The following is a 21802-nucleotide window of genomic DNA, read 5'->3' as shown; positions in this document are numbered from 1 at the left end:
GTCACCGGAACCGGACGTCCGCGTCCTCGAACCGGTCGATCAGCCGGTGGGCGAACGGGAACAACAGGGCGGTGACCAGGAACTGCCAGAACACCGCCAGGAGGCTGGGCATGGCCAGGCTGTCGAGCATCGTGAACAGGAAGCCGGCGATCATCGCCACCCCGGTCACGCCGCTGAACCACGCCCACATGATCGGCCGGCTCTGGCCGGTCATCATGTTGCGGCCAGCCAGGGCCGTGGCGTAGGCGACCAGCAGCGACAGGCCCCACAGGCCGGTCGCCCCGCCCCAGAACACGTCCAGGAACAGACCCAGGAACAGCAGGGCGAACGGGGCCAGGATCGACGGCCGGATCAGGGCCCAGGCGAAGGCCGGGACCATGGCGAACACCGGCTCCGGAAGTTGCAGGCCGTAGATGCGGATGGGCGCGGCGAAGACGACGGTCGCCAGAACGCTGATCAGCAGCGGCACGCCCAGCCAACGGCCGGGATGCAGAGGCCGTGCGCCGCCCATGGTCATACGCCGCCTCCAGGCGGTTGCGGCGCGGTCGGGACCGTCGCGCGCGGCGTGGCGGCCCTGGGCTGCGCGGTCGCGGGCCTTGGCGTGGCGGGCTTGGGCGTGGCGGGCTTGGGCGTAGCGGGTTTCGGCGCGGCCGTGGTCACGGCCGGGGCGACGGGCTTGGGCGCGGTCGTCGCGGGCGCGGTCGTCGGCGTGGCGGCGGCGGGCGGCGGCGGCTTGGCTCCAGCGGCGGGGCCCAGGATCGAGACGTTGGGGTCCTCGGTGGTCACCGGCGGCAGGTTGCGGGTCAGCAGCGCCTTCTGGTCGGCCAGCTGGGCGAAGTCCTTGAACAGCAGGATGCGGACATAGTCGATGGCGGTGTCGTCGGCGAACAGCACCACGCGCCAGCGGCCGTCCAGGCCCTTGACCGCCGCGCCGACCGGCAGGCCGCGCGGCACCACGCCGCCGTCGCCCGAGGTGACGACCCGGTCGCCCTCCTTGATCGGATCGGCGCCGCGCAGATATTCCAGCTTGGGATTGGGACCGCCGTCGCCGGTCAGGATGGCGCGGGCGTTGGTGCGGTCGATCATCACCGGCGTACGCGAGGCGATGTCGGTCAGCAGCAGCACCCGGCTGGCCCCGTTGGCGACGCCGACCACGCGGCCGACCAGGCCGCGCTCGTTCATCACCGGATTGCCGACCAGCACGCCCTTTTCGGCGCCGGCGTCGGCCAGGCGGGTGTTGGCGAACGGGCCCCGGCTGTCGCTGACCACCCGGGCGGCGACCATCGGGATCGGCGGATCGGTGCGCAGGCCCAGCAGCGAGCGGTAGCGGTCGTTCTTGTCGACTTCGGCCAGGTACTGGTCGCGATAGCCGCGCATCTCCTTGAGCTCGGCCTTCAGCCGGCGGTTCTCGGAGGCGGTGAAGAAGTAGCTGCTGGCGAAATCGACGCCCAGGCCCGTCCAGCGGCCCGGCGCGGCGATCACGCCGCTGACCGGCTTGGACACCGTGTCGACCGTCTGACGGGTGACGCCGTAGGCCTGTTGCTGGAGGGTCTCGCGCCGGTCGGCCAGCAGGAACGCCACCGCGATCACGACCGCGACGATCAACGCCACGGCCGCGGTCCAGGTGAGCGGCACTTTCAGGTCGCCCAGCGGACCTTCGCGAAAGGGCACGTGCTGTTCTCCCGGCGCACCGGGCGCCGACTCAGAGGTGAGTGATTAGGCGAGAGTGGACTCAAGCACGCCCTTCATCCACTTGGGATGTTCGAGCACCTTGCCGCAGCCCAGGGCCACGCACGACAGCGGGTCGTCGGCCACCGTCACCGGCAGGCCGGTGTGGTCGCGGATCTCGGCGTCCAGGCCGCGCAGCAGAGCGCCGCCGCCGGTCAGCATGATGCCCTTGTCGGCGATGTCGCTGGCCAGTTCCGGCGGGGTGGCTTCCAGAGCCACCTTCACGGCCTCGACGATCTGCCCGACCGGTTCGGCCAGGGCGTCGGCGGCTTGCTTTTCCGAGATGCGGACTTCGCGCGGCACGCCCTGCATCAGGTCGCGGCCCTTGACGTCGATCGACAGGCCTTCGCCGTCGGCCGGGGCGCGGGCGGTGCCGATTTCCTTCTTGATGCGCTCGGCGGTGGTTTCGCCGATCAGCAGGTTATGGTGGCGACGCATGTAGCTGATGATCGCCTCGTCCATCTTGTCGCCGCCGACCCGCACCGAGCGCGAATAGACGATGCCCGACAGCGACAGCACGGCCACCTCGGTGGTGCCGCCGCCGATGTCGACGACCATCGAGCCGGTCGGCTCGTGGATGGGCAGGCCGGCGCCGATCGCCGCGGCCATCGGCTCGTCGATCAGGCCCACGCGGCGGGCCGAGGCGTTGAGGCAGCTGTCGTTGATGGCGCGGCGTTCCACGGCGGTGGCGCCCGACGGCACGCAGACGATGACCTTGGGGTTCACGAAGCCCTTGCGGTTGTGAACCTTGCGGATGAAGTACTTGATCATCTCCTCGGCGACTTCGAAGTCGGCGATGACTCCGTCGCGCATCGGGCGGATGGCTTCCATGTGGCCCGGCGTGCGGCCCAGCATCTGCTTGGCCTCGATCCCGACGGCGTGAACGATCTTGCGGCCGCCGACATTGCGCAGCGCCACCACCGACGGTTCGTTCAGCACGATGCCCTTGCCCTTCATGTAGATGAGGGTGTTGGCGGTGCCCAGGTCGATGGCGATGTCGTTGGAGATGACGCCGAAGAGGGAAGAAAACATTGAAAGCCCTGACTGACGGGATAGGGGGGCGAAGGCGGCTGGGTCGTCAAAAGAAGGAAGGCGGCGGATAGGCGAAAGCAGAGCCATTTGCGGCGCGTTTGCGCCGAAGGCGAAGGGAAAAGATGGCTCCTACTTCAATTCCGAACGAGGACAACATGATTCCCGCGATTACGGGCTTTGTCCCATTGACGAGCGCCTGCCGCACGACGGGAGCGCGAGCTCCCGCCGCGCCGTCGTCTGACTGCCACAAAGCGCGCCGACGTCGCCCGTTTGCCCTGCGAAAGCGTTGATTTCAAGGTCTATTAGCAGGCCTTGCTCACCTGTTTTCGCAGAACGGCGGCGCGGGAGGTTTCATCCCAGAAACATGGCGATTTCTAGCCGAGCGCGGCCATGACCACGCCGACCGCCGTGACCAGGCCGAAGATCATCTGCGAAGCGGTCATACGCTCGGCGAACAGCCGCCGTCCGGCCAGGGCGGCCATCGGCATCTCGACCACCCCCACCGCCCGCACCGGCCCAACCGGGCTCAGCGCCATGGCGGTGAACCACAGGCCCGAAGCCGCCGCGCCGCAGAAGCCCGCGCCCAGCGACCGCCGCCAGGCCTTGACCACCTCGGCCAGGGCGTCGGGATTGCGCGCCGCCAGGAACGCCGTCAGGACCACGGTCTGGATGGCCTGGACCACCATCACCGTGACCAGCGCCGAGACCGCCGGATGGGCCGGGTCGAAGGCCAGGGACGCCTGGCGGAAGCAGTTGGCGCACAGGGCGAAGGCCGCGCCCGAGCCCAGCCCGGCCAGGACCGCGCCCCGTCGCATCGGCGGCCCGCCGCGCGGCCAAGTCAGGGCCGCCAGCCCGAGCGTGGCGATCAGGCCGCCGATCCAGGTCACGGCCGAGACCTTGTCGCCGAACAGCAGCGCGCCCCAGACCAGGGCGAACGGCAGGCCGCTCTGTTGCAGGGCGGTGCCCAGGGCGAAGGACGAGCGGTGCATGGCGGTCAGCAGGGCCGCGGTGGCGCCGATCTGCAAGGCCGCGCCCGCCAGGCAGGCCAGCCAGAACCCGGGCGTCGCGTGCGCCGCGGCGCCGGGCGTCACCGCCCAGGCGACGCCGGCGAACAGGGTGGCGAACGGCAGGCCGAACAGGAACCGCACCAGGGTCGCGCCCCACGGCCCCGCCCCGCCCATCACCGAGCGCTGGGCGGCGTTGCGGGCCACCTGGAAGGCGGCGGCGGCGACAGTGATGGGAATCCAGATCATGGCCGTCTCGCCACGATGACCAGTCCCGACGCCCAGTCCAGGGCCACGGTCGCGAGGTCGGGATGGGATTTCAGCCGCGCCGTCAGGACGTCGACGCGGGGCTGGTGGCCTTCCGGCCAGTTGGGCTGTCGCGACATGTCGTCGACCACATAGAGTCCGCCGGGACGCAGCAGCGCCAGGGTCTCGTCCAGCCCGTCGTACTTGCCCGGCCACGCGTCGGCGAAGATCAGGTCGAAACTGGCCGGCGCCTGGCTCCGAACGTAGTCGAGGCCGTCGCCGGCCACGAAGGTCACGCGCGAGTCATCGTCGAGCGCCGCGCGGGCCACGGCCTGGACGCGCGCATCGTTGTCCAGGCTGACCAAGGTCGCCCCCGGCCCCATGCCGTCCAGCAGCCAGGCGGTGGCCAGGCCCGTGCCCGTCCCGAGCTCCAGCAGGCGGCCGGAGGGCTTGGAAGCCGCCAGCAGCCGCAGCATGGCCCCCGTCCCCGCCTCCGACGGCATGTCGAAGCCGAGGGCGCGCGAGCGGGCGTCGATCTCGCGCCAGACCGGCGGTGTCGCTGTCTTGTCGTCGTCCAGCATCGGCTGATCCTTATGCCGCCCTTATGCGGACGGCCCCAATCCGAATAGAGGCCTTAGGCCCCGAAGGCGCACACCCTGGCGGTCGGCTCGTCCGGTGACGGGCTCGACCAGTCAGAGGTTTCGACCATGTCGTCCCATCCGTTCCGTCAGGCCGCGCAGTTCCTGCTCGGCGTTCCGACCGACGGGATCTCCCGCACCCTCGAGCGCATGCTTACCCTCGCCGAGGCCACGCCGCTGTGTTTCGTGGCGGTGACCGGACCCGACGCGGGCGAGGCGATGAGCGTGCTGTGGCGCAAGGGTTATGACCGGGTAGAAGCCGCCCGCCGGGCCACCTGCCGGGCCGCCGACGAACAGAGCGACGTGCTGCTGATCGTCGGCTGCTCCACCGTCCCCGACGCCCGCGCCGCCGCGGCCTCGACCCTGACCATGCTGCGCCCAGGCGGCGCGCTGGTCATCGACGCCGGGGCGTTCCTCGACCAGGAGCCGCGCCGGACGTTGTGCGAGGACCTGCGGGCGCTGGGGCTGGAAGTCGAGGCGCAGGCGGAGTTGTCGGCGGAACTGCTGGCGACGCGGCCGTTTTCGAAGCGGGCGGCGGCTTAGGGTCTCACAGCCAGCCCAAACAGTTGTCATCCCGGCCGTAGCGAAGCGAAGAGCCGGGACCCAGGACCACCGCATTGCGCCGGCCCCTGGGTCCCGGACAGCCTCTGCGAGGCTTCCGGGATGACAACCGTTTGGGATGCTGACCCGAGCTTAAAACCCGCTGGCGATCGCTGCTTCCGGTCGGCTCTTTTCCTTGCGCGCCATGAGGTTGTTCAGGGCGTTGACATAGGCCTTGGCCGAGGCGGTCAGGGTGTCGGTGTCGGCGGCCTGGCCGGTGGCGATGCGGCCATCCTCCTCGAGGCGGACCGAGACCTGGGCCTGGGCGTCGGTGCCTTCGGTGACCGCGTGCACCTGGAACAGGCGCAGGGCGGCGTCGTGCGGCACGATCTGCTGGATGGCGTTGAACACCGCGTCGACCGGACCGTCGCCGGAGGCTTCCGAGGTCTTGATCTCGCCGTCGACTTCCAGGGTCAGCTCGGCCGACTGGCCGTCGGTGCCGGCCACCACCCGCAGGCGCTGGACGCGGATGCGCTCCGACCCGCGCGCCAGGGCGTCGTCGACCAGGGCGATGATGTCGTCGTCATAGACGTGCTTCTTGCGGTCGGCCAGGTCCTTGAAACGGCCGAAGGCCTCCTTCAGGGCGTTCTGGCCCAGCTCGTAGCCCAGGTCCTTCAGCTTGGCGCGGAAGGCGTGGCTGCCCGAGTGCTTGCCCATGACCAGGCTGGACGGCGCCTGGCCGACCGATTCCGGGGTCATGATCTCGTAGGTCTCGCGGTTCTTCAGCATCCCGTCCTGGTGGATGCCGCTCTCGTGCGCGAAGGCGTTCTTGCCGACGATGGCCTTGTTGTACTGCACCGGGAAACCGGTGATGGCCGAGACGTAGCGGCTGGCGCGGGTGATGTGGGTGGTGTCGATGCCGGTCTGGAAGGGCAGCTTGTCGGCCCGCACCTTCAGGGCCATGACGATCTCTTCCAGCGCCGCGTTGCCGGCCCGCTCGCCCAGGCCGTTGATCGCGCACTCGATCTGGCGCGCCCCGCCCTGCACGCCGGCCAGGCTGTTGGCCACGGCCAGGCCCAGGTCGTTGTGGCAGTGGGTCGAGAAGATCACCTTGTCGGCGCCCTCGACGTTCTGGGTCATCCAGCTGAACAGGTCGGCATATTCCGACGGATAGGTATAGCCGACGGTGTCGGGCAGGTTGATCGTCGTGGCCCCGGCCTTGATCGCCGTCTCGATGGCGCGGCGCAGGAACTGACGATCGCTGCGGGTGGCGTCCTCGGCCGACCATTCGACGTCGTCGCGCAGGTTGCGGGCGTGGGTCACCGAGCGGGCGATCACGTCGATCACCGCGTCGGGCTCCATCTGCAGCTTGTGCTTCATGTGCAGGTCGCTGGTGGCGATGACCACGTGGATGCGGCCGCGCTGCGTGCCCTTCAGGGCCTCGGCGCAACGGTCGATGTCGACCTGATGGGCGCGGCACAGGCCGGCGATGGTGGAGTTCTTGACGATCTTGGCGATCTCGCGGACCGCCTCGAAGTCGCCGTTCGAGGCGATCGGGAAGCCGGCCTCGATGACGTCGACCCCCATCTCCTCGAGGATCTTGGCCAGTTCCAGCTTCTCGTCATGCGACATCGAGGCGCCGGGCGATTGTTCGCCGTCGCGCATGGTGGTGTCGAAAATGACGACGTTGTCGCGCTTGTCGAAAGCGCCGGGCGATACGCCAGAAGTCGGGGGGGTCATGGAGCTACTCGTCGGAAGGTGTCTGCGTGCGGGGCGGCTGCGGGTCGGTTATCCCCTGCGCGCCCGGCCACGACGAAGCGCGGCCCCTAGAGCGCCCAGGGGGTGGTAAGCCGAAGCGAAAGCAGTTGGCGCGCGACGTTCATGGTTGCTTTCTACACAGCGACCCGGAATCCAGCAAGCATTTTGCTCTTTTCGCGCGATTGGCCGCACACAGAGCAAGTTCCTTCCAGAACCCACCCTATTTGGGGCGGGTCACGATCGGGAAATCGCTGGTGAAAGCGTCAAACCACCCCGCCAGGCGGCCCATGGCGGCGCGATCGCCCTCCAGCTTGGCCTCCCCCGAAACGACCTTGGCCGCCAGGGGCGTGCCCCTGAACAGCGAGTCGAGGAACACCGGCCGGGCCACCGTGAGCGTCGCGTCCACCGGCTCGCTCCTCCCTTGCCCCTTTGGGGAACGCTGCGCCACCAGCACCCGGTTGCGCACCTCGACCACGAACCGCTCGTCGCGCTCGGGGAAGACGAAGGCCAGCTTCAGGTGCGCGTCGCCGACCTTGTCGGCGTTCAGGCGGATGGCCAGGACGTCGAAGATCATCTCGCTGGGCAGGCCCTGCAACATGTCGAGCGGCGCGGGCGACGGCGGGAACTTGCGGATTCCGCCGCGCAGTTCGTCGGCCGCCGTCAGGTACATGTTGCGCCAGATGGCGTTCTCGGTCTGGTAGCCCAACTGATCGTAGGCCGCCGCCAGCTGCGTCTTGGCCGCCGTGTCGGCCGGATCGGACATCACCAGGTGGTCGAGCAGGGCGGCGGCCCAGGCGTAGTCGCCCTTCCCCGCCGCCGCCTTGGCCATCTCGCGCACATGCGCCGCCCCGCCCATCGCCTCGACATAGCGGGCGCCGGTCTGGGCCGGCGGCCGCGGCGCCAGGTGGACGGGATTGGCGTCGTACCAGCCCATGTAGCGCTGATAGACCGCCCGGCTGTTGAAGCTCATGCTCCCGTAATAGCCGCGGTTGTACCAGTCCTTGGCCAGGCTGGGCGGCAGCTGGATGGTCGCGGCGATCTCGTCGCCGGTCATGCCCAGGTTCATCATCCGCACCGACTGGTCGTGCAGGTATTTGTAGGCGTCGCGGTTGTCGGCCAGGAAGGTCTTCAGCGTATCGCGACCGAAACGCGGCCAGCCGTGGCTGGCGACCATCACGTCGGACTGGTCGCCGAACAGGTTGAGGGTCTGCGTCAGGCTGTCGGCCCAGGCCTTGCTGTCGCGCACCAGGGCGCCGCGCGGGGTCAGCACGTTGTGCATGGTCACCGTGGCGTTCTCGGCCACCAGCAGGGTCTTCAGGTCCGGCATGAACAGGTTCATCTCGGCCGGTGCTTCGGTGTTGGGCGTGTACTGGAAGCGGATCTTCAGCCCGTCCAGGGTCAGCTCCTGGCCGGTGTGGTCGATCGACTGGGTCGGCGGGATCAGGGTGATCGAACCCTTGGCGACGCCCTGGCCGATGCCGGCGCTGACCTGGCCCTCCAGGCCGGGCGGCAGCAACAAGCCGAACTGGTACTGGGCCCGGCGGCTCATGGCGTTCCCGGCCAGCACGTTCTCGCTGACCACTTCCTTCATGAAGCCTTCGGGCGCGACGATGGCGATCTTGCCGGTCTCGACGTCCTTCTGGTCGACGATGCCGCGCACCCCGCCGAAGTGGTCGCTGTGGCTGTGGGTGTAGATCACCGCCTTGACCGGCCGCGCGCCCAGCGTCTCGGTGACCAGTTCGAAGGCCGCCTTCGCCGTCTCGGCCGTGGTCAGCGGATCGACGACGATCCAGCCGGTGTCGCCCTGGATGAAGGTGACGTTGGAGATGTCGAAGCCCCGCACCTGCCAGACGCGGTCGGACACCTTGTAGAGGCCGTGGCGCGAAAGGAGCTGGGCCTGGCGCCACAGGCTGGGATTGACCGTGGCCGGCGGCGCGCCCTTCAGGAAGTCGTAGGCCGACAGGTCCCAGGCCACCTTGCCGTCGGCGCGCTTGATCAGCGGGTCGGCGCGGGTGCCCAGCCAGCCGCGATCGGCGAAGTCGAAGTCCTGCTTGTCGGAGAACGGCAGACTGTCGGCCACGACCTTCTGGCTGGCCGCCGTCATGGTCGAGGCCGGTTCGCCGGCCAGGGCCCAGGCCGGCGCCGCCGCCAGCGCGACGGCCAGAACCCACGGCGCCGCGCGGCTCTTGAGCATGTTGGCCGACATCGCATTCTCCCGGATGATCATTTTGAAACTTTATAGTTTCATTCTACATATCACCGAAGATGAGCGCTGCAAATCCAACTCGCCCCAAACCCCGCGGCCGCCCCGGCCAGCCCAAGCCGAGGGTCGATCGCGACGCGCGCGGCCAAGCGGTGCTGGACGCCGCCGTCGAGGTGTTCGCGGAAAAGGGCCTGCAGGCCGCCACCATGCAGGACGTCGCTGACCGCCTGGGCATGGCCAAGATCCTGGTCTACCGGCTCTACCCGTCGCGCCAGGCCCTGATCGACGCCCTGTTCGGCGGCGCACTGGCTCGCATCGAGGCGGCCGGCGCTCCGCCATGGGGCGGCTATGGCTCCAGCCTGGCCGGGATGATCGACATGGCCCGGGCCCGTCCGGCGCTGTTCCTGCTGCTGCTGCGCGACGCCCGCGCCGCGCCCGAGGCCGCGCCCTGGGCGGCGGCCTGCGACGCCCTGCTGACCCGGCTGGGCGAGCCGTTCATCGCCGCGCCGCCCGGCGCGCCGGAAGCGCTTCAGGCCGCCTGCCGCCATGCGGTGCGGAGCTTCCTGCCGTTCTTCGTCCAGGCCTGGATCGCCGGGATCGAACGCCAGGACGGCATGACCGACGCGGCGCGGATCCACTGGTTCGGCGAGATCGTCCGCGCCTGGCGGACCGCGACCCGCGAGGCGCTGGGGTTGTCGCCCGCCGCCTAGGCCCGGATCGACCGCCGCGATTTCCCATGGAAATGTTATCTATAGTTGTGTAATGACCCATACTTGCACTTAGCGTGCATGCGTCTGGCCAGTGGCGTCTCTCCCAAAACCGGAGGTCCCGATGAAGCCCCTTGTACGCGTCCTGATCGTCACTGACCGCTTCGACGGCGGCTTCCTCCATTGGACCAGCCACGAGCCGAACCGGGAATTCCATCTCGGCGAATTCGTCGACGTGCTGCTGAACACCTCGTGGCTGGGCTTCAAGATCGAGGTCACCAAGGCCCATCGCGACGCCCCGGAACCCGGTGGAGAGGCCGCCATGAAGGCCACCACCGGCGCCGACGTGGTGGGCTTCCGCTTCGACCAGGGCTTCACGGTCAACGGCGTCGCCCGGGTGCTGGCCGACTACGACATGGTGCTGCTGTTCGCCATCACCCGCGGCGCGGAGGACATCGACCCGGCGCTCGCGCCACAGGCCGAAGCCATCGCCCAGTACATGGAAAAGGGCGGCGGCTTCTTCGCCACCGGCGACCACGAAAACCTCGGCGCCGAGGTCGGGCGGATCATTCCGCGCGTGCGCAGCCTGCGGCGCTGGTGGCCCTCCTTCGACCCGAAGGGTCACCCGCCGGCCCCCGACGGCCAGGGCGTCAACCGCTTCGACACAACCCGCCCGGGTCCCGACCACGTGGTGCAATTCGAGGACCAGTCCGACGAGATCGCCCAGGAAATCCATCCGGCCTGGTACAGCGGCGGGATCAAGATCTCCGGCGGCTATCTGGCCAAGTCGAGATACCCCCACCCCCTGCTCTGCTCGCCGGCCGGGGTGATCAAATATCTGCCGGACCACATGCACGAGGGCCATTGCGAGGTTCCCGACAACTTCGCGACCCTGACCTACAAGCTGGCCGGCGCGACGGTGGCCGAGTTTCCGACCGACGGCGACCCCGACCTGGTCCCGGAAGTCATCGCCACCGCCGACGTGCTCGGCGGCCACGTCACCCTGGCCATCGCCCCCGGAACTTTCGACGACCCCGACATCGTGGCCGCCCGCAGCTTCGGGGTGATCGCCGCCTGGGACGGCCACCGGGTCAAGCGCGGCCGGGTGGTGGTCGACTCCACCTGGCACCACTTCTTCAACATCAACCTGACCGGCGACATGACGCTGAAGGGCCTGGGCGGCTTTCCCCAGACCGACCAGCGGCTGTTCGGCTTCTACATCCCGGACGGCAACGGCGGCCGCAAGGCCTCGCCGCACTACGAGGCCATCAAGGCCTATTACCGCAACATCATCTACTGGCTGATCCCGGCCAAGCGCCACCATGTGGTGTGGTGGAACGCCCTGCTCGACATCGCCGCCTTCCCCCGCCTGAAGGAAGAACTGCCGCACTTCGGCGGGGGCGTCGATCCCGGCAAGATCGGCGACACGCTGGAAAAGGGCGGCGCCGGGTTCGACTTCGAGCGCTGCTACTACTGGGGCGGCCTGGCCGACCAGTACCTGGCGCTGGCCCGCGGCGCGTGCGGCCGGCTGATCATCCGCGACTTCCTCTACAAGCCGAAGATCCCCTGGTGGGAGTGGATTCAGGAGACCTACGATCCCTGGGAGCGCGCGCCGATCGACCGACGGCCCGAATTCGAACGGTTCGCGGTCCTGGGCGCGCTTGGCCTGACGCCGCGGCCCGAAGTGCTGTTGCAGGCGGGCCTGGGCGCCGCCCTGCTGATGGCCGGGGCGGCCGGCGACGGCCGCGCCCCGGGCTTGGCCGCCAAGACCGTCGACGCCCTGGACACGGCCTGGACCCAAAGCCTGGACCGGCTGACGGAACAGTACGAAGCGCGTCTCGAGGAAGGCCTGCGCCTGGCGGCCGGCTTCAAGGACGCCCTGCATCGACGCCCCGCCGCCAAGCCAACGACCAAGCCAACCGCCAAGCCGACCACCAAGCGGTGAAGCGGATCAGGCCGGGTCGCCACCAGACCCGGCCTGATCGGACCCGACCTGGTCTTCCTTGGCCTTCAGCCAGTTGCGGGCGACCCAGCCCGCGCCCAGCCAGATGGCGGCGACGATGACCAGCATGACGATGTGTTGCTTGCCGCCGCCCTTCATCGCCTGGACGATCGAATTGCCGGCGAAGGCGGTCAGGGCGATCTTCGGTATGATGCCGACCGCCGTGCCGGCCGAAAAATCGCGCAGCTTCATCGGCGTGACCCCGGCCGCCATGTTGACGACGATGAACGGAGCCGAGGGCACCAGCCGGACGATCAGGCTGGCCAGGAAGCCGTTCTTGCCGATCAGCTTCATGAACTTGGCCACGCCGTCGCCGGCCAGGTCCCGCAGCAGCCGGCCGCCGAACGTCCGCCCCAGCCAGAAGCCGACCAGGGACGACACCAGGGTGCCGATCCAGCTGTAGGCGAAGCCGGTCCAGGGCCCGAAGGCGACCACCGCCGCGGCGATCAGCACGAACTGCGGCACGCCGACGAAAGCCAGGACCGCGAAGGCCCCCACCGCCACCGGCAGGGCCCAGGGGCCATGCGCCGCGCCCAGCCAATGCTCGACCGCCACCTCGCCGTTCAGACCGAGCAGCTGCGCGCCGAACAGGAAGACCACGCCCACCCCGCCGAACAGCACGAAGGACACCGCCACCGTGCGCCAGGCGCGGCGGTCCATGTTGGTGAAAAATTCGATCAGGCGGGCTATCACACCCCTGCCTCGCCCATGCCCCCGGTCGGGTCAAGCCCGACGCGAGCGCGGCGCGAACCCAAATCGCCCGCCGATCGCTCATTTCCAGCCAAGCTTTCGGCCCCGATGCGTCGCCGCATGGTTAAGATTCCCGTAACACGACATTTCCGTTGCGAAGCTGTCGTAACGGGCGGCTAAGTTATCCACAGGCTTCCGGCCGCGATCGGGGGTGTTGGGGAGTGTGTCGGACGTGAAGACCCTGGCTGTGATTTCCCGCAAGGGTGGGGCCGGCAAGACCACCTTGTCGATCAACCTGGCCCTGGCCGCGCATCTGGCCGGGTGGCGCACCATGCTCGCCGACATCGACCCGCAGCGTTCGGCCTCCGACTCCCTGCGGGCCCGCACCGCGCTAGGCCCGACCCTGGCCGAGATCAACGCCGGTAAACTGTTCCAGACCCGCTCCCAGGCCGAGCACGACGCCTATGACGTGATGCTGATCGACACGCCCGCGGCGCCGGACTCCGACGTGGCCGTGGCGGCGAACCACGCCGACCTCTGCGTGCTGGTGTGCCGGCCCACCTTCCTCGACATCGCCTCGGTGGCGCGTTCGGCCGAGATGATCCGCCGCCTGGGCAAGGCCGGGCTGATCGTCCTCAGCCAGGCCCCGCCCAAGCGCGGCGGACTGGAGCCGGTGGGGGTGCAGAAGGCCATCGAGGCCCTGCGGTTCTGCGGCCTGCCCGTCGCCCCCGTCGGCCTGCGCGCCCGGGCCATCTACCAGCAATCGGTCGCCCACGGCCGGTCGGTCGGCGAGTGGGACCCGGCCAACCCCGCCGGTCAGGAGATCGAGCGCCTGTGGACCCACGTCGCCGCGCTGCTGGCCCTCGACGGCCTAGGCCGCGACGTCCGCGCGGTCTAGCTAGAGCGTTTCCCGACCTGATTGCATCAGGCCGGGCGCTCTAGTCTTTTGTTTTGACGCGTTTTCTTCACGCGAACCGGTACCCACTTCGCTTGAAAACGCTCTAGAACGCCTCCGCCGCCAGGGTTCGCAGGTGCTCGGCGATGTCGGCGGGCCAATCCGCGATCCGGGCGGCGAAGCCGGCGGCGTCGCCGGCGAACAGGGCGCGCGTGGCGTCCTCGAAGCCCGGACGATCGCCGGCCATCACCTGGGCGAAGCGGTAGGTCGCGTCGCGGGCCGCGCGGCGCCGATCGGGTCCCTCGGTCTCGCGGCGGGCGGCCTCGACCAGCTTGCGCAGCGCCACCGAGGCCCCGCCGGGCTGGGCGGCCAGCCATTCCCAGTGGCGCGGCAGCAGGGTGACCTCGCGGGCCGTGACGCCCAGCTTGGGCCGCCCCCGGCCGCGCGGCGGAAGCTCCACCGCATCTTCCCCCAAGCGCCGGGCGATGTCCCAGGGACCGCCGCGCAGGTCGAAATCCACCTGCCGGCCGTCGGGGTCGAAGATCAACACCGAGGCCTCCGGCGCGGCGCCCAGCCGGGCCTGGGCGGCGACCGCCGCTTCGAGCCGCGAACCGGCCGCGATCCGCCGCTCGCCGTCGAACACCACGTAACCGCTCATCGCCGCAGCCCCTCGGCGCTCAGGCTGGCCCGCCAGTGCTCGCGGCGCTCGACCAGCAGCGAGGCGCGGCCCAGCCGCTCCAGGCCCTTGTCGTCGATCACCTCCAGCACCTCGAAGCCGAACGCCGCCTCGCCGTGGGTCTTCCAGGCCGCCTGCAGGCTGGGACTGGAATGGCCGCCCATCCGCAGCGAGAACCAGACGCCGTTCTGGCGCGTCGACAGGTCGGGCGTGCCGCCGATCCACACCTCGCCGGTCGGGACACAGCGAATGGCGTAGACGCCCGCCTCGACCTCACGGTCCTTGTAGTCGCGCACCAGGTTTCGTCGGTCGGTCATGGTCATCTCCATGCGCCACTTTTACCCGGATGAATTACGGAGTCAATATTACCCGGGTGTTTTTATTCCTCCCCCTGTGGGGAGGTGTCGGCGAAGCCGACGGAGGGGGGAGTGATCGGCCGACGGTCGTGACCTGGACCGACACCCCAAAACTCCCCCCACCGGCCTTCGGCCGCCTCCCCCACGGGGGGAGGACCTGGCTGGAGCCGACCTCGCCAAGCTGCTAGAGAGCCCCGCTGCAAGCAGGAGGCTCGTCATGGTCCGCAATCTGAAGGGCAAGCTGGCCGCGCCGGGTCCAGACCCGATCGCCCAGGCCGACCTGGCCTGGTTCGACGCCCACGAGGGCCGCGAGTTCCGCCTGCGCGATCCGGCCCCGCTGGAGTTCAAGGACCCGCTGGGCGAACCCGGCGAAGGGTTCAGCTGGCGGGTGCTGGTGGCCAGGCTGGCCGACGGCGCCCGCCTGCGCCTGCCGGTATCGCTGGCCTGGGACCTGCACAACGACCACGCCAAGGACACGCACCTGGCCCTGCTGTTCGATCAGGTCGCGCCGGAAAAGGCCAAGGCGATGCGCTTGAAGTAACCCTCTCCCGCTGGGAGAGGGTCCATAGGCATCACCCCCGCCGCAACCACGCCGCCACCGCCCAGGCGTGGGCGTCGTGCCTCAGCGCCACCACCGCGTCCCGCGGGTCCAGCCAGACCAGCGCATGGTCGTCCTCGACCTTCAGTTCGGGCTGCTCGCCGGTTACCGTCACGACGTAGATCCCACCGAAATTGCGCACCGGCTGCCCGTCGGACTTCAGGAACGGCTGGCTGACCTCGACGATCTGGGCGCCGACCTCGACCACCAGGCCGGTCTCCTCGCCGAACTCGCGGGCGATGGCCATGCGTTCGTCCTCGCCGCCGTCGACCGCCCCGCCGGGCAGGTCGAAATACGGCGCCCGGCCGGGCTTGCGCACCTCGACCAGGGCGATCCTGCCGTCCCGCCCCTCGGCGATGCCGAAGGCGGCCCAGCGGTTCTTGTATTCCAGGCCGGGCGTCGGCGCGTCGAAGGCCAGCAAGCGGTCAGTCCTTGCCGTAGAGGTCGATCCACGGATCGGCCTTGCCCGACACCACGTCGGCGACGGAGGTCTCGGGGCGATAGCCGATCTTGCCGTCGGCGCTGGCCCGCCAGGCATCGACCACCATGTCGCGCAACTGGGTCGCGCCGGCCGCCAGGCGTTCGTCGACGAAGGCCTTGGCGCGCGGGTCGGCGGCGACCAGGCCGCCCTCCTTCTCCAGCTTGTACAGCGGCTCGACGAAGGTCTCGGTGGTGGTCAGGTAGCTCACCGTCCGCGTCTCGATCGAGCACTTGCAGTCGACATAGGCCGGGACCAGCGTCTTGACGTCGGCGTTGACGGCCACGGCCTTGACCAGTGGCCCCTCGAAATTGCCATGGGTGGCCCGGCTCTGGGTGTAGCCGTTCGGATTGGGGTAATCGCCCCAGCCGTTGTAGTGCACGCTGACGTGCAGCGGCTGGCTGGCGTCGCCGACATAGTGGGCCCAGACGCCCAGGTCGCGCACCAGCAGCGCCTCGCGGCGCTTCAGGTCGGCGACGTAATAGGCCTTCCGGGTCTTGTCCTTCTCGGTCCTGGAGACGGCATCGAGGATGCGCCAGTAGGTGAAGTCCTTCACCAACTGCTGATAGCCGTCGATGATCGAATAGGGCAGGTAGCCGGCCTTCCAGCTGTCCTGGCCGACGGCGCGCAGGGCCGTCTCGTAGTCGGCGCGGGTGGGCGGCAGGGTCTCGACCGTGAACTTCGGCCCGCCGTACATCAGGCCCTGGTCGTCGAGGTCCAGAAAGTGGGCGGCGTCGCGGTCGGTGTCGTGGACCTTGCCCGAGCCCTTCCAGCGGTCCGGCTCGCGGGCGTATTCGCCGATGGCGGCGACAGCCTGGGGGGTGCGCAGGAAGGCCGGCACATCGCTGGGCAGGCTCTCGGCGGCGACCACTCCCACCAGGCGGTGGCCCCAGGCGCCCCAGGCCAGGGCCGAGCTCGACGGCGCGGCGATGGCGGCGACCACCGCCAGGGAGACGGACAGACGAACGGACGGCTTCATGAGCGCTCCACGGCAATGATCGCCCGCGACTCGCGATCGGCGATTCCCGACGTCTCCATCCGACCGAAGGCTGGAAAAAGGCGCCGCATTCGCGGGCAATCCGGGTTTAGGACACCTCGATGCACTTCGCCAGCGTCGGGCGCGAACAGGCGTCAAGCGTCAGCACACAAGACCTTGCCAGAGGCGGCTTTGCGGGCGCCGGGGAACCAAAATGCCCGTCGCGCGATGGCCGGGAACGCTGTCGCGAGACGTGCATCGCGACACCAAGTCGCCCCTGAATAGGTTGTCACGGGGCCGTGATCTTAGTAATCAGGCCGCCGACCGACACTCTACGCCGATAAGAGGTACCCCTCGATGCGACGCACGTTTGCGGGATTTCTGGCCGTCGCGGCCATGTCCATCGCCCTCCCCGCCCTGGCCGCCGACACCGATTCCGCCCGTGGCGATCCGCTGGGCGACCTGATCACCGGCGCCCTGACGGGCACCATGCCGGGCTCGGTCGAATACAAGATGAAGGCCACGCTCTACCACGCCGGCGCCAAGGGCATCCGGGCGCTGGACAGCCTGGGCTGCAAGGTGGTGGCGATGCGCACCCTGGCGGTCGACAAGACCGTGATCCCGCGCCGCACCGTGGTGTTCATCAAGGAGACCGTCGGCCTGCCGATGCCCAACGGCGAGAAGCACGACGGCTACTGGTACGCCTCGGACGTCGGGGGCGCGATCAAGGGCAACAGGCTGGACCTGTTCAGCGGCCAGGGCCGAACCTCGATGCAACCGCTGATGAACCTGAACCTGGCGACGCTCTCGGTGACCAAGGTCGGCGAGTTCAAGGGCTGCCCGCCGGAGTAGCCTCCGGGTTCCCTGCCTCTCTCAACAAACAACCGTCATTCCCGCCCTTGTGGCGGGAACCCCTTTGTCCGCCGTACGGACAGAGGGGTGACGCGCCAGCGCGTCAAGGCGGCGCACCGTCGTGCTGAACCAGGGGTTCCCGCCACAAGGGCGGGAATGACGGTGAAAAGGGGGCTAGATCCCCTCGCCCACGTTCGGCGCCGCGCCCGGAGCCCGGGCGACGTGGATGCCGCATTCCGTCTTGTCCTGTCCCGCCCAGCGTCCGGCCCGCACGTCGGCGTTCGGGTCGTCGACCGGCTTGGTGCAGGGCCAGCAGCCCACCGAGGGGAAGCCTTGGCTGACCAGCGGATGGGCCGGCAGGTCGTGCTCGGCGACATAGGCGTCCAGCTCGGCCTTGCCCCAGTTGGCCAGGGGGTTGAACTTGATCTTGCCTTCCGACTCCTCGACCACCGCCAGGCGCAGGCGGTCGCCGCCGTGGAAGCGCTTGCGGCCGGTGATCCAGCCGTCGAACTCGCCCAGGGCGCGGTCCAGAGGCAGCACCTTGCGGATGTGGCAGCAGGCGTCGGTGTCGGTGCGCCAGAGGTCGGACTTGGGGTCGGTGACCGCCAGGTCGGCGAAGGCCGGACGCAGGTCGCGCACGTCGCTCAGGCCCAACTGGGCGGCCAGGCTCTTGCGGTAGTCTAGGGTCTGGCCAAACAGCATGCCGGTGTCGAGGAACAGCACGGGGATGTCCCGCGAGACCTGGCTGGCCAGGTGCAGGAGCACCGCCGATTCCGCCCCGAAGGACGAGACCAGGGCCAGCTTGTCGCCGAAGGTCTCGAAGGCCTTGCGCAGGATGGTCAGCGGATGGGCGTCGCGCAGCTCGGCGTCCAGTCGCGCGGCCAGGTTTCTGGCCGTCGGCTGCTGAGCGGCAGTCGGCTTCACCTCGATCGCGGTCTGGTCGTAGGCCATCAGACGGCCCTCTCCTCGAAAGCGACAAGACGATCGTCCGCCGCGCGTTGATAGACATGACGGAAGCGATGGGCGGCCTTGGTCCAGGCCTCCGGGGTGGCGCCGTCATTGGGCTCGAAGGCGTCGAAGCCGCAGCGGACCATGAAGCCGGCCTGCTCCTGCAGCACGTCGCCGACCGCCCTCACCTCGCCGGTGAAGCCCAGGCGCTCGCGCAGCAGGCGGGCCGAGGTGTAGGCGCGGCCGTCGCGGTATTTCGGGAAGGCCAGGGCCACCACCGCCAGGCGCGGCAGGTCATAGGCCAGGGCCTCGACCTCCTGGTCGGACTCGATGCGCACACCGACCCGGCGCGAGTTCGACAGCAGGATCTCGCCCTCGGCCTGGAAGCGGGCCAGGGACAGGATCACGTCGCCCTCGGGCAGGGCGTCCTCGTCGGCCACGTGGGTGAAGCCGTCGTCGGCCCATTCGGCCCCGAAGTTCTTGTCGCCTGGGGCTCCGGCAAGCTTAATCAGCCTGGGCATAGACCGCCTCCTTGAAGGGTTCGAGACCGACGCGGCGATAGGTGTCGAGGAAGCGCTCCTCGCCGGTGCGGATCGAAAGATAGGCCTCGACCAGGGAGTCGATGGCGGGGGCGACCTTGTCGGCCGACAGGCCGGGGCCGAGGATCCGGCCGATGCTGGCGTCCTCCGCCCCCGAGCCGCCGAGCGACAGCTGATAGAACTCCTCGCCCTTCTTATCGACGCCCAGGATGCCGATGTGGGCCACGTGGTGGTGGCCGCAGGCGTTGATGCAGCCGCTGATCTTGATCTTCAGCTCGCCGATCTTCTCGGCCCGGTCCGGGTCGGCGAACTTGGCGGCGATGTCCTGGGCGATCGGGATGGCGCGGGCGTTGGCCAGGGCGCAGTAGTCCAGGCCCGGGCAGGCGATGATGTCGCTGGCCAGGTCGATGTTGGCGGTCGCCAGGCCATGCTTTTCCAGCACCGCATGCACGGCCGGCAGGTCGTCCAGCTTGACGTGCGGCAGGACCAGGTTCTGGGCGTGGGTGACGCGCAGGTCGTCCAGGCTGTAGCGCTCGGCCAGGTCGGCGACCACGTCCAACTGCTCGGCGGTGGCGTCGCCCGGCGTCTGGCCGATGGCCTTCAGCGACACCTCGACGATGGCGTAGCCGGGCTGCTTGTGCGGCTTGACGTTGTTGCGGACGAAGCGTTGCAGGGCCGGGCTGGCGGCGCGGGCCGCCTCGAAGGTCTCCGACACGTCCGGCAGGGTCTCGAACCGGGTCTGGGCGAAGGACGCGCGGATGCGGGCCAGTTCGGCGGCCGGCAGGTCGGCGCGGGCGGCGTCGATCTTGCCCCACTCTTCTTCCACCTGGCGACCGAACTCCTCGGCGCCCAGGGCGGCGACCAGGATCTTGATGCGGGCCTTGTAGATGTTGTCGCGGCGGCCGTGGCGGTTGTAGACGCGCAGGATCGCCTCGACGTAGCTCAGCAGGCGCTCGGCCGGCAGGAACTGTTTGATCATCGGGCCGACATAGGGCGTGCGCCCCTGGCCGCCGCCGACGATCACCTCGAAGCCCATGGCGCCATCTCGGCCGTGACGCAGGATCAGGCCGATGTCGTGGACCTTGACCGCCGCGCGGTCGGTCAGGGCGCCGGTGATGGCGATCTTGAACTTGCGCGGCAGGAAGCTGAATTCCGGGTGCAGGGTCGACCACTGGCGCAGTACTTCGGACCAGACGCGCGGATCGTCGATCTCCTCGGCCGTGGCGCCGGCATAGGGGTCGGCGGTGACGTTGCGGATGCAGTTGCCGCTGGTCTGGATGGCGTGCAGGTCGACCTCGGCCAGGGCGTCGAGGATGTCGGGCGTGTCCTTCAGCTTCACCCAGTTGAACTGGACGTTCTGGCGGGTGGTCATGTGCCCGTAGTTCTTGTCGTAGGTGCGGGCGATCCAGGCCAGGCGGCGGGCCTGGCGGCTGTTCAGCGAACCATACGGAATGGCCACCCGCAGCATGTAGGCGTGGAGCTGCAGATAGAGGCCGTTCATCAGCCGCAGCGGCTTGAACTGGTCCTCGGTCAGCTCGCCGGACAGGCGGCGGGCCACCTGGTGCCGGAACTCGTTGGAGCGGTCGGTCAGGAACTCGCGGTCGATGACGTCGTACTGATACATCTCGTCTACTTCCTGCGGATCAGGTCGACGCGGCCGGTCGAGCGGGCCGCGCCGTGGGCGTGGCGCAGCGCCTCGATCACCTCGCCGCCGACGGCCTGCTTGCCGTGGGTGGGTTCGTTGGTGGGCCCGAGGGCCCGGATGCGTTCGCGGTAGCTGACGGGCGCGAGGCCGCCTTCGACTTCCGACACGTCGATCAGATAGGCGTCGACGACCACGGTCGCCTGGGCCTTGCCTTTGGCGGCGGCCTCTTCGGCCTCGGCTTCACGCGCCGCGTCGAACAGTTCGGCCTCGCCGAAGCCCTCGACCCAGTGGCCGGCCTTCCAGAACACGACCTCGCCGTCGGTCAGGCGATTGGCGGTGAGGACCTTCATGAATGGGGACTCGCGCGCTGAATGTTTTCGGAAATGATGTCGGGCGCGGCTTCGACGGCCATCGCCATCGACTCGCCGACCATCAGCAGCCCCGGCCCCTTCAGGCCCTCGGCGGCGACGGCCAACTCGGCCAGGGTGGTAAGAATCCGGCGCTCGTCGGAACGGCTGGCGTTCTCGACGATCAGGGCCGGGGTCGAGCCCGCGCGGCCGGCGGCCGTCAGGCGCTCGGAGATCAGGGCGGCGGTGCTGACGCCCATATAGACCACGACGGTCTGGTTCGGACGGGCCAGGGCCGCCCAGTCCAGGTCGGGCTCACCATGAGCCGCGTGGCCGGTGACGAAGGTCACGGCCTGGGCGCTGCCGCGATGGGTCAGGGGGGCGCCGGCGCCGGCCGCGGCGGCCAGGGCGGCGGTGACGCCGGGGATCACCGAGCACTCGACGCCGGCCTCGCGGCAGGCGGTCAGTTCCTCGCCGCCGCGGCCGAACAGGAACGGGTCGCCGCCCTTCAGCCGCACCACGGTCAGGCCGTCCAGGGCCAGGGCCACCAGCAGCTGGTTGATGTCGTCCTGCGGCAGGGTGTGGCGCGACTTGCGCTTAGCGACGTTGATCCGCCGCGCCGCCTCGGGCGCCAGGTCGAGGATCTCGTCGGAGACCAGGCCGTCATGGACGATGACGTCGGCGGCCCGCAGCGCCTTGAGCGCCTTGATCGTCAGCAGCTCTGGATCGCCAGGGCCGGCCCCGACCAGGATCACGCGGCCCGGCGCACGGATGCTGTCCCCGCCGCCGAGCGCGACGAGACCGGGAGCGGAACGGGCGGAGGCGGATCGGACCGGGGGCCGAGCCATGATTCAGGTCCTCTATAAGCCAGACGCCATCGACAAAACGCCGGTCCGACCTTTCGGCCAAACCGGTTGAACCCAATGCATTACGGGGCGAACCCT

General features: G+C 69.4%; 23 protein-coding genes and 1 pseudogene. 7 read left to right on the top strand and 17 right to left on the bottom strand.

All coding sequences use genetic code 11. The annotated features are described in order from the left end of the window. Position 1 precedes the first annotated feature (1 nt). The 5 genes from ASD79_RS20200 to ASD79_RS20180 all read right to left on the bottom strand — a co-directional run bounded on the left by ASD79_RS20200 (position 2) and on the right by ASD79_RS20180 (position 4591). A complete protein-coding gene (locus tag ASD79_RS20200; protein ID WP_056724973.1) occupies positions 2-517 on the bottom strand; it encodes a hypothetical protein in 516 nt (171 codons plus the stop codon). Beyond that, entirely contained in the window at positions 514-1671 is a 1158-nt protein-coding gene (gene mreC / locus ASD79_RS20195; RefSeq protein WP_056724971.1) for a rod shape-determining protein MreC, read from the bottom strand. Before mreC ends, ASD79_RS20200 begins: the two co-directional genes overlap by 4 nt. Before the next feature lie 45 nt (positions 1672-1716). Next, positions 1717-2760 carry a rod shape-determining protein gene (locus ASD79_RS20190; protein ID WP_004623009.1) on the bottom strand — a complete coding sequence of 348 codons (1044 nt, stop codon included), beginning with the start codon at positions 2758-2760 and terminating at the stop codon, positions 1717-1719. Positions 2761-3134: 374 nt separating this feature from the next. Continuing rightward, positions 3135-4013 carry a DMT family transporter gene (locus ASD79_RS20185; RefSeq protein WP_056724969.1) on the bottom strand — a complete coding sequence of 293 codons (879 nt, stop codon included), beginning with the start codon at positions 4011-4013 and terminating at the stop codon, positions 3135-3137. Beyond that, positions 4010-4591: an O-methyltransferase gene (locus ASD79_RS20180; protein WP_056724966.1), complete on the bottom strand. Its 582-nt coding sequence runs from the start codon at positions 4589-4591 to the stop codon at positions 4010-4012. The genes ASD79_RS20185 and ASD79_RS20180 overlap by 4 nt, the downstream gene beginning before the upstream one ends. A 126-nt stretch (positions 4592-4717) precedes the next feature. On the opposite strand from ASD79_RS20180, the gene ASD79_RS20175 reads away from it, so the two are divergent. Beyond that, positions 4718-5191, top strand: coding sequence for a hypothetical protein (locus ASD79_RS20175; RefSeq protein ID WP_056724964.1), 474 nt, complete (start codon positions 4718-4720; stop codon positions 5189-5191). 18 nt (positions 5192-5209) lie between these two features. Next, positions 5210-5334: pseudogene (locus ASD79_RS25230) on the top strand (hypothetical protein); the annotation flags it as partial. A gap of 7 nt (positions 5335-5341) precedes the next feature. Here the strand turns inward: ASD79_RS25230 and ASD79_RS20170 are convergent. Together ASD79_RS20170 and ASD79_RS20165 are read right to left on the bottom strand one after the other, a co-directional pair. Next, complete coding sequence (locus ASD79_RS20170; RefSeq protein ID WP_056724961.1) at positions 5342-6928, bottom strand: 2-isopropylmalate synthase; 1587 nt, start codon at positions 6926-6928, stop codon at positions 5342-5344. 238 nt (positions 6929-7166) lie between these two features. After that, complete coding sequence (locus tag ASD79_RS20165) at positions 7167-9152, bottom strand: alkyl/aryl-sulfatase (RefSeq protein WP_235524542.1); 1986 nt, start codon at positions 9150-9152, stop codon at positions 7167-7169. 59 nt (positions 9153-9211) lie between these two features. On the opposite strand from ASD79_RS20165, the gene ASD79_RS20160 reads away from it, so the two are divergent. Continuing rightward, on the top strand, positions 9212-9859 hold the full coding sequence (locus ASD79_RS20160) for a TetR/AcrR family transcriptional regulator (RefSeq protein ID WP_156400598.1): 648 nt from the start codon (positions 9212-9214) through the stop codon (positions 9857-9859). A 121-nt stretch (positions 9860-9980) separates the two neighbouring features. Then, positions 9981-11801: a hypothetical protein gene (locus ASD79_RS20155; RefSeq protein WP_056724959.1), complete on the top strand. Its 1821-nt coding sequence runs from the start codon at positions 9981-9983 to the stop codon at positions 11799-11801. 6 nt (positions 11802-11807) lie between these two features. Here ASD79_RS20155 and ASD79_RS20150 read toward each other — a convergent pair whose 3' ends face one another. Then, on the bottom strand, positions 11808-12551 hold the full coding sequence (locus ASD79_RS20150) for a TVP38/TMEM64 family protein (protein ID WP_056724957.1): 744 nt from the start codon (positions 12549-12551) through the stop codon (positions 11808-11810). A gap of 229 nt (positions 12552-12780) precedes the next feature. On the opposite strand from ASD79_RS20150, the gene ASD79_RS20145 reads away from it, so the two are divergent. After that, positions 12781-13446 (top strand): ParA family protein, encoded by a 666-nt coding sequence (locus ASD79_RS20145; protein ID WP_056724955.1) that lies wholly within the window; start codon positions 12781-12783, stop codon positions 13444-13446. A gap of 103 nt (positions 13447-13549) precedes the next feature. On the opposite strand, the gene ASD79_RS20140 is transcribed toward ASD79_RS20145, so the two are convergent. Both ASD79_RS20140 and ASD79_RS20135 read right to left on the bottom strand, forming a co-directional pair. Beyond that, positions 13550-14101: a DUF2239 family protein gene (locus ASD79_RS20140; RefSeq protein ID WP_056724953.1), complete on the bottom strand. Its 552-nt coding sequence runs from the start codon at positions 14099-14101 to the stop codon at positions 13550-13552. After that, the gene (locus ASD79_RS20135) at positions 14098-14436 is read right to left on the bottom strand and encodes a GIY-YIG nuclease family protein (protein ID WP_056725171.1); all 339 of its coding nucleotides are present in this window, start codon (positions 14434-14436) and stop codon (positions 14098-14100) included. Before ASD79_RS20135 ends, ASD79_RS20140 begins: the two co-directional genes overlap by 4 nt. 256 nt (positions 14437-14692) lie before the next feature. On the opposite strand from ASD79_RS20135, the gene ASD79_RS20130 reads away from it, so the two are divergent. Further along, positions 14693-15016: a hypothetical protein gene (locus ASD79_RS20130; RefSeq protein WP_056724951.1), complete on the top strand. Its 324-nt coding sequence runs from the start codon at positions 14693-14695 to the stop codon at positions 15014-15016. Between the two features lie 31 nt (positions 15017-15047). On the opposite strand, the gene ASD79_RS20125 is transcribed toward ASD79_RS20130, so the two are convergent. Both ASD79_RS20125 and ASD79_RS20120 read right to left on the bottom strand, forming a co-directional pair. Next, on the bottom strand, positions 15048-15494 hold the full coding sequence (locus ASD79_RS20125) for an NUDIX domain-containing protein (protein WP_056724949.1): 447 nt from the start codon (positions 15492-15494) through the stop codon (positions 15048-15050). 4 nt (positions 15495-15498) lie between these two features. Beyond that, entirely contained in the window at positions 15499-16530 is a 1032-nt protein-coding gene (locus ASD79_RS20120; RefSeq protein WP_056724946.1) for a S1/P1 Nuclease, read from the bottom strand. 393 nt (positions 16531-16923) lie between these two features. Here ASD79_RS20120 and ASD79_RS20115 point away from each other — a divergent pair, with 393 nt between their 5' ends. Then, positions 16924-17379: a 3D domain-containing protein gene (locus tag ASD79_RS20115; protein ID WP_235524541.1), complete on the top strand. Its 456-nt coding sequence runs from the start codon at positions 16924-16926 to the stop codon at positions 17377-17379. 174 nt (positions 17380-17553) lie between these two features. Here ASD79_RS20115 and ASD79_RS20110 read toward each other — a convergent pair whose 3' ends face one another. The 5 genes from ASD79_RS20110 to cobA are packed head-to-tail and all read right to left on the bottom strand — an operon-like array spanning position 17554 to position 21706. Beyond that, on the bottom strand, positions 17554-18330 hold the full coding sequence (locus ASD79_RS20110) for a phosphoadenylyl-sulfate reductase (RefSeq protein WP_056724942.1): 777 nt from the start codon (positions 18328-18330) through the stop codon (positions 17554-17556). After that, positions 18330-18848 carry a DUF934 domain-containing protein gene (locus tag ASD79_RS20105; RefSeq protein ID WP_056724940.1) on the bottom strand — a complete coding sequence of 173 codons (519 nt, stop codon included), beginning with the start codon at positions 18846-18848 and terminating at the stop codon, positions 18330-18332. Before ASD79_RS20105 ends, ASD79_RS20110 begins: the two co-directional genes overlap by 1 nt. After that, on the bottom strand, positions 18832-20490 hold the full coding sequence (locus tag ASD79_RS20100) for a nitrite/sulfite reductase (RefSeq protein WP_056724937.1): 1659 nt from the start codon (positions 20488-20490) through the stop codon (positions 18832-18834). The genes ASD79_RS20105 and ASD79_RS20100 overlap by 17 nt, the downstream gene beginning before the upstream one ends. A 5-nt stretch (positions 20491-20495) precedes the next feature. Next, positions 20496-20861 carry a DUF2849 domain-containing protein gene (locus ASD79_RS20095; protein WP_056724935.1) on the bottom strand — a complete coding sequence of 122 codons (366 nt, stop codon included), beginning with the start codon at positions 20859-20861 and terminating at the stop codon, positions 20496-20498. Beyond that, complete coding sequence (gene cobA / locus ASD79_RS20090; RefSeq protein ID WP_056724933.1) at positions 20858-21706, bottom strand: uroporphyrinogen-III C-methyltransferase; 849 nt, start codon at positions 21704-21706, stop codon at positions 20858-20860. The genes ASD79_RS20095 and cobA overlap by 4 nt, the downstream gene beginning before the upstream one ends. Between the last annotated feature and the right edge of the window lie 96 nt (positions 21707-21802).

The organism is Caulobacter sp. Root655, from assembly GCF_001427665.1.
Lineage (GTDB): Bacteria > Pseudomonadota > Alphaproteobacteria > Caulobacterales > Caulobacteraceae > Caulobacter.
Note: the sequence above shows the minus strand (reverse complement) of the source record. Positions and strands in the feature narration are given on the sequence as shown.

Coding starts and splice junctions, on each gene's coding strand:
- ASD79_RS20200 (WP_056724973.1), bottom strand. CDS start 517: ATGACCATGGGCGGCGCACGGCCTCTGCATCCCGGCCGTTGGCTGGGC.
- ASD79_RS20190 (WP_004623009.1), bottom strand. CDS start 2,760: ATGTTTTCTTCCCTCTTCGGCGTCATCTCCAACGACATCGCCATCGAC.
- ASD79_RS20185 (WP_056724969.1), bottom strand. CDS start 4,013: ATGATCTGGATTCCCATCACTGTCGCCGCCGCCGCCTTCCAGGTGGCC.
- ASD79_RS20180 (WP_056724966.1), bottom strand. CDS start 4,591: ATGCTGGACGACGACAAGACAGCGACACCGCCGGTCTGGCGCGAGATC.
- ASD79_RS20175 (WP_056724964.1), top strand. CDS start 4,718: ATGTCGTCCCATCCGTTCCGTCAGGCCGCGCAGTTCCTGCTCGGCGTT.
- ASD79_RS20170 (WP_056724961.1), bottom strand. CDS start 6,928: ATGACCCCCCCGACTTCTGGCGTATCGCCCGGCGCTTTCGACAAGCGC.
- ASD79_RS20165 (WP_235524542.1), bottom strand. CDS start 9,152: ATGTCGGCCAACATGCTCAAGAGCCGCGCGGCGCCGTGGGTTCTGGCC.
- ASD79_RS20160 (WP_156400598.1), top strand. CDS start 9,212: ATGAGCGCTGCAAATCCAACTCGCCCCAAACCCCGCGGCCGCCCCGGC.
- ASD79_RS20155 (WP_056724959.1), top strand. CDS start 9,981: ATGAAGCCCCTTGTACGCGTCCTGATCGTCACTGACCGCTTCGACGGC.
- ASD79_RS20140 (WP_056724953.1), bottom strand. CDS start 14,101: ATGAGCGGTTACGTGGTGTTCGACGGCGAGCGGCGGATCGCGGCCGGT.
- ASD79_RS20135 (WP_056725171.1), bottom strand. CDS start 14,436: ATGACCGACCGACGAAACCTGGTGCGCGACTACAAGGACCGTGAGGTC.
- ASD79_RS20130 (WP_056724951.1), top strand. CDS start 14,693: ATGGTCCGCAATCTGAAGGGCAAGCTGGCCGCGCCGGGTCCAGACCCG.
- ASD79_RS20120 (WP_056724946.1), bottom strand. CDS start 16,530: ATGAAGCCGTCCGTTCGTCTGTCCGTCTCCCTGGCGGTGGTCGCCGCC.
- ASD79_RS20115 (WP_235524541.1), top strand. CDS start 16,924: ATGTCCATCGCCCTCCCCGCCCTGGCCGCCGACACCGATTCCGCCCGT.
- ASD79_RS20110 (WP_056724942.1), bottom strand. CDS start 18,330: ATGGCCTACGACCAGACCGCGATCGAGGTGAAGCCGACTGCCGCTCAG.
- ASD79_RS20105 (WP_056724940.1), bottom strand. CDS start 18,848: ATGCCCAGGCTGATTAAGCTTGCCGGAGCCCCAGGCGACAAGAACTTC.
- ASD79_RS20100 (WP_056724937.1), bottom strand. CDS start 20,490: ATGTATCAGTACGACGTCATCGACCGCGAGTTCCTGACCGACCGCTCC.
- ASD79_RS20095 (WP_056724935.1), bottom strand. CDS start 20,861: ATGAAGGTCCTCACCGCCAATCGCCTGACCGACGGCGAGGTCGTGTTC.
- cobA (WP_056724933.1), bottom strand. CDS start 21,706: ATGGCTCGGCCCCCGGTCCGATCCGCCTCCGCCCGTTCCGCTCCCGGT.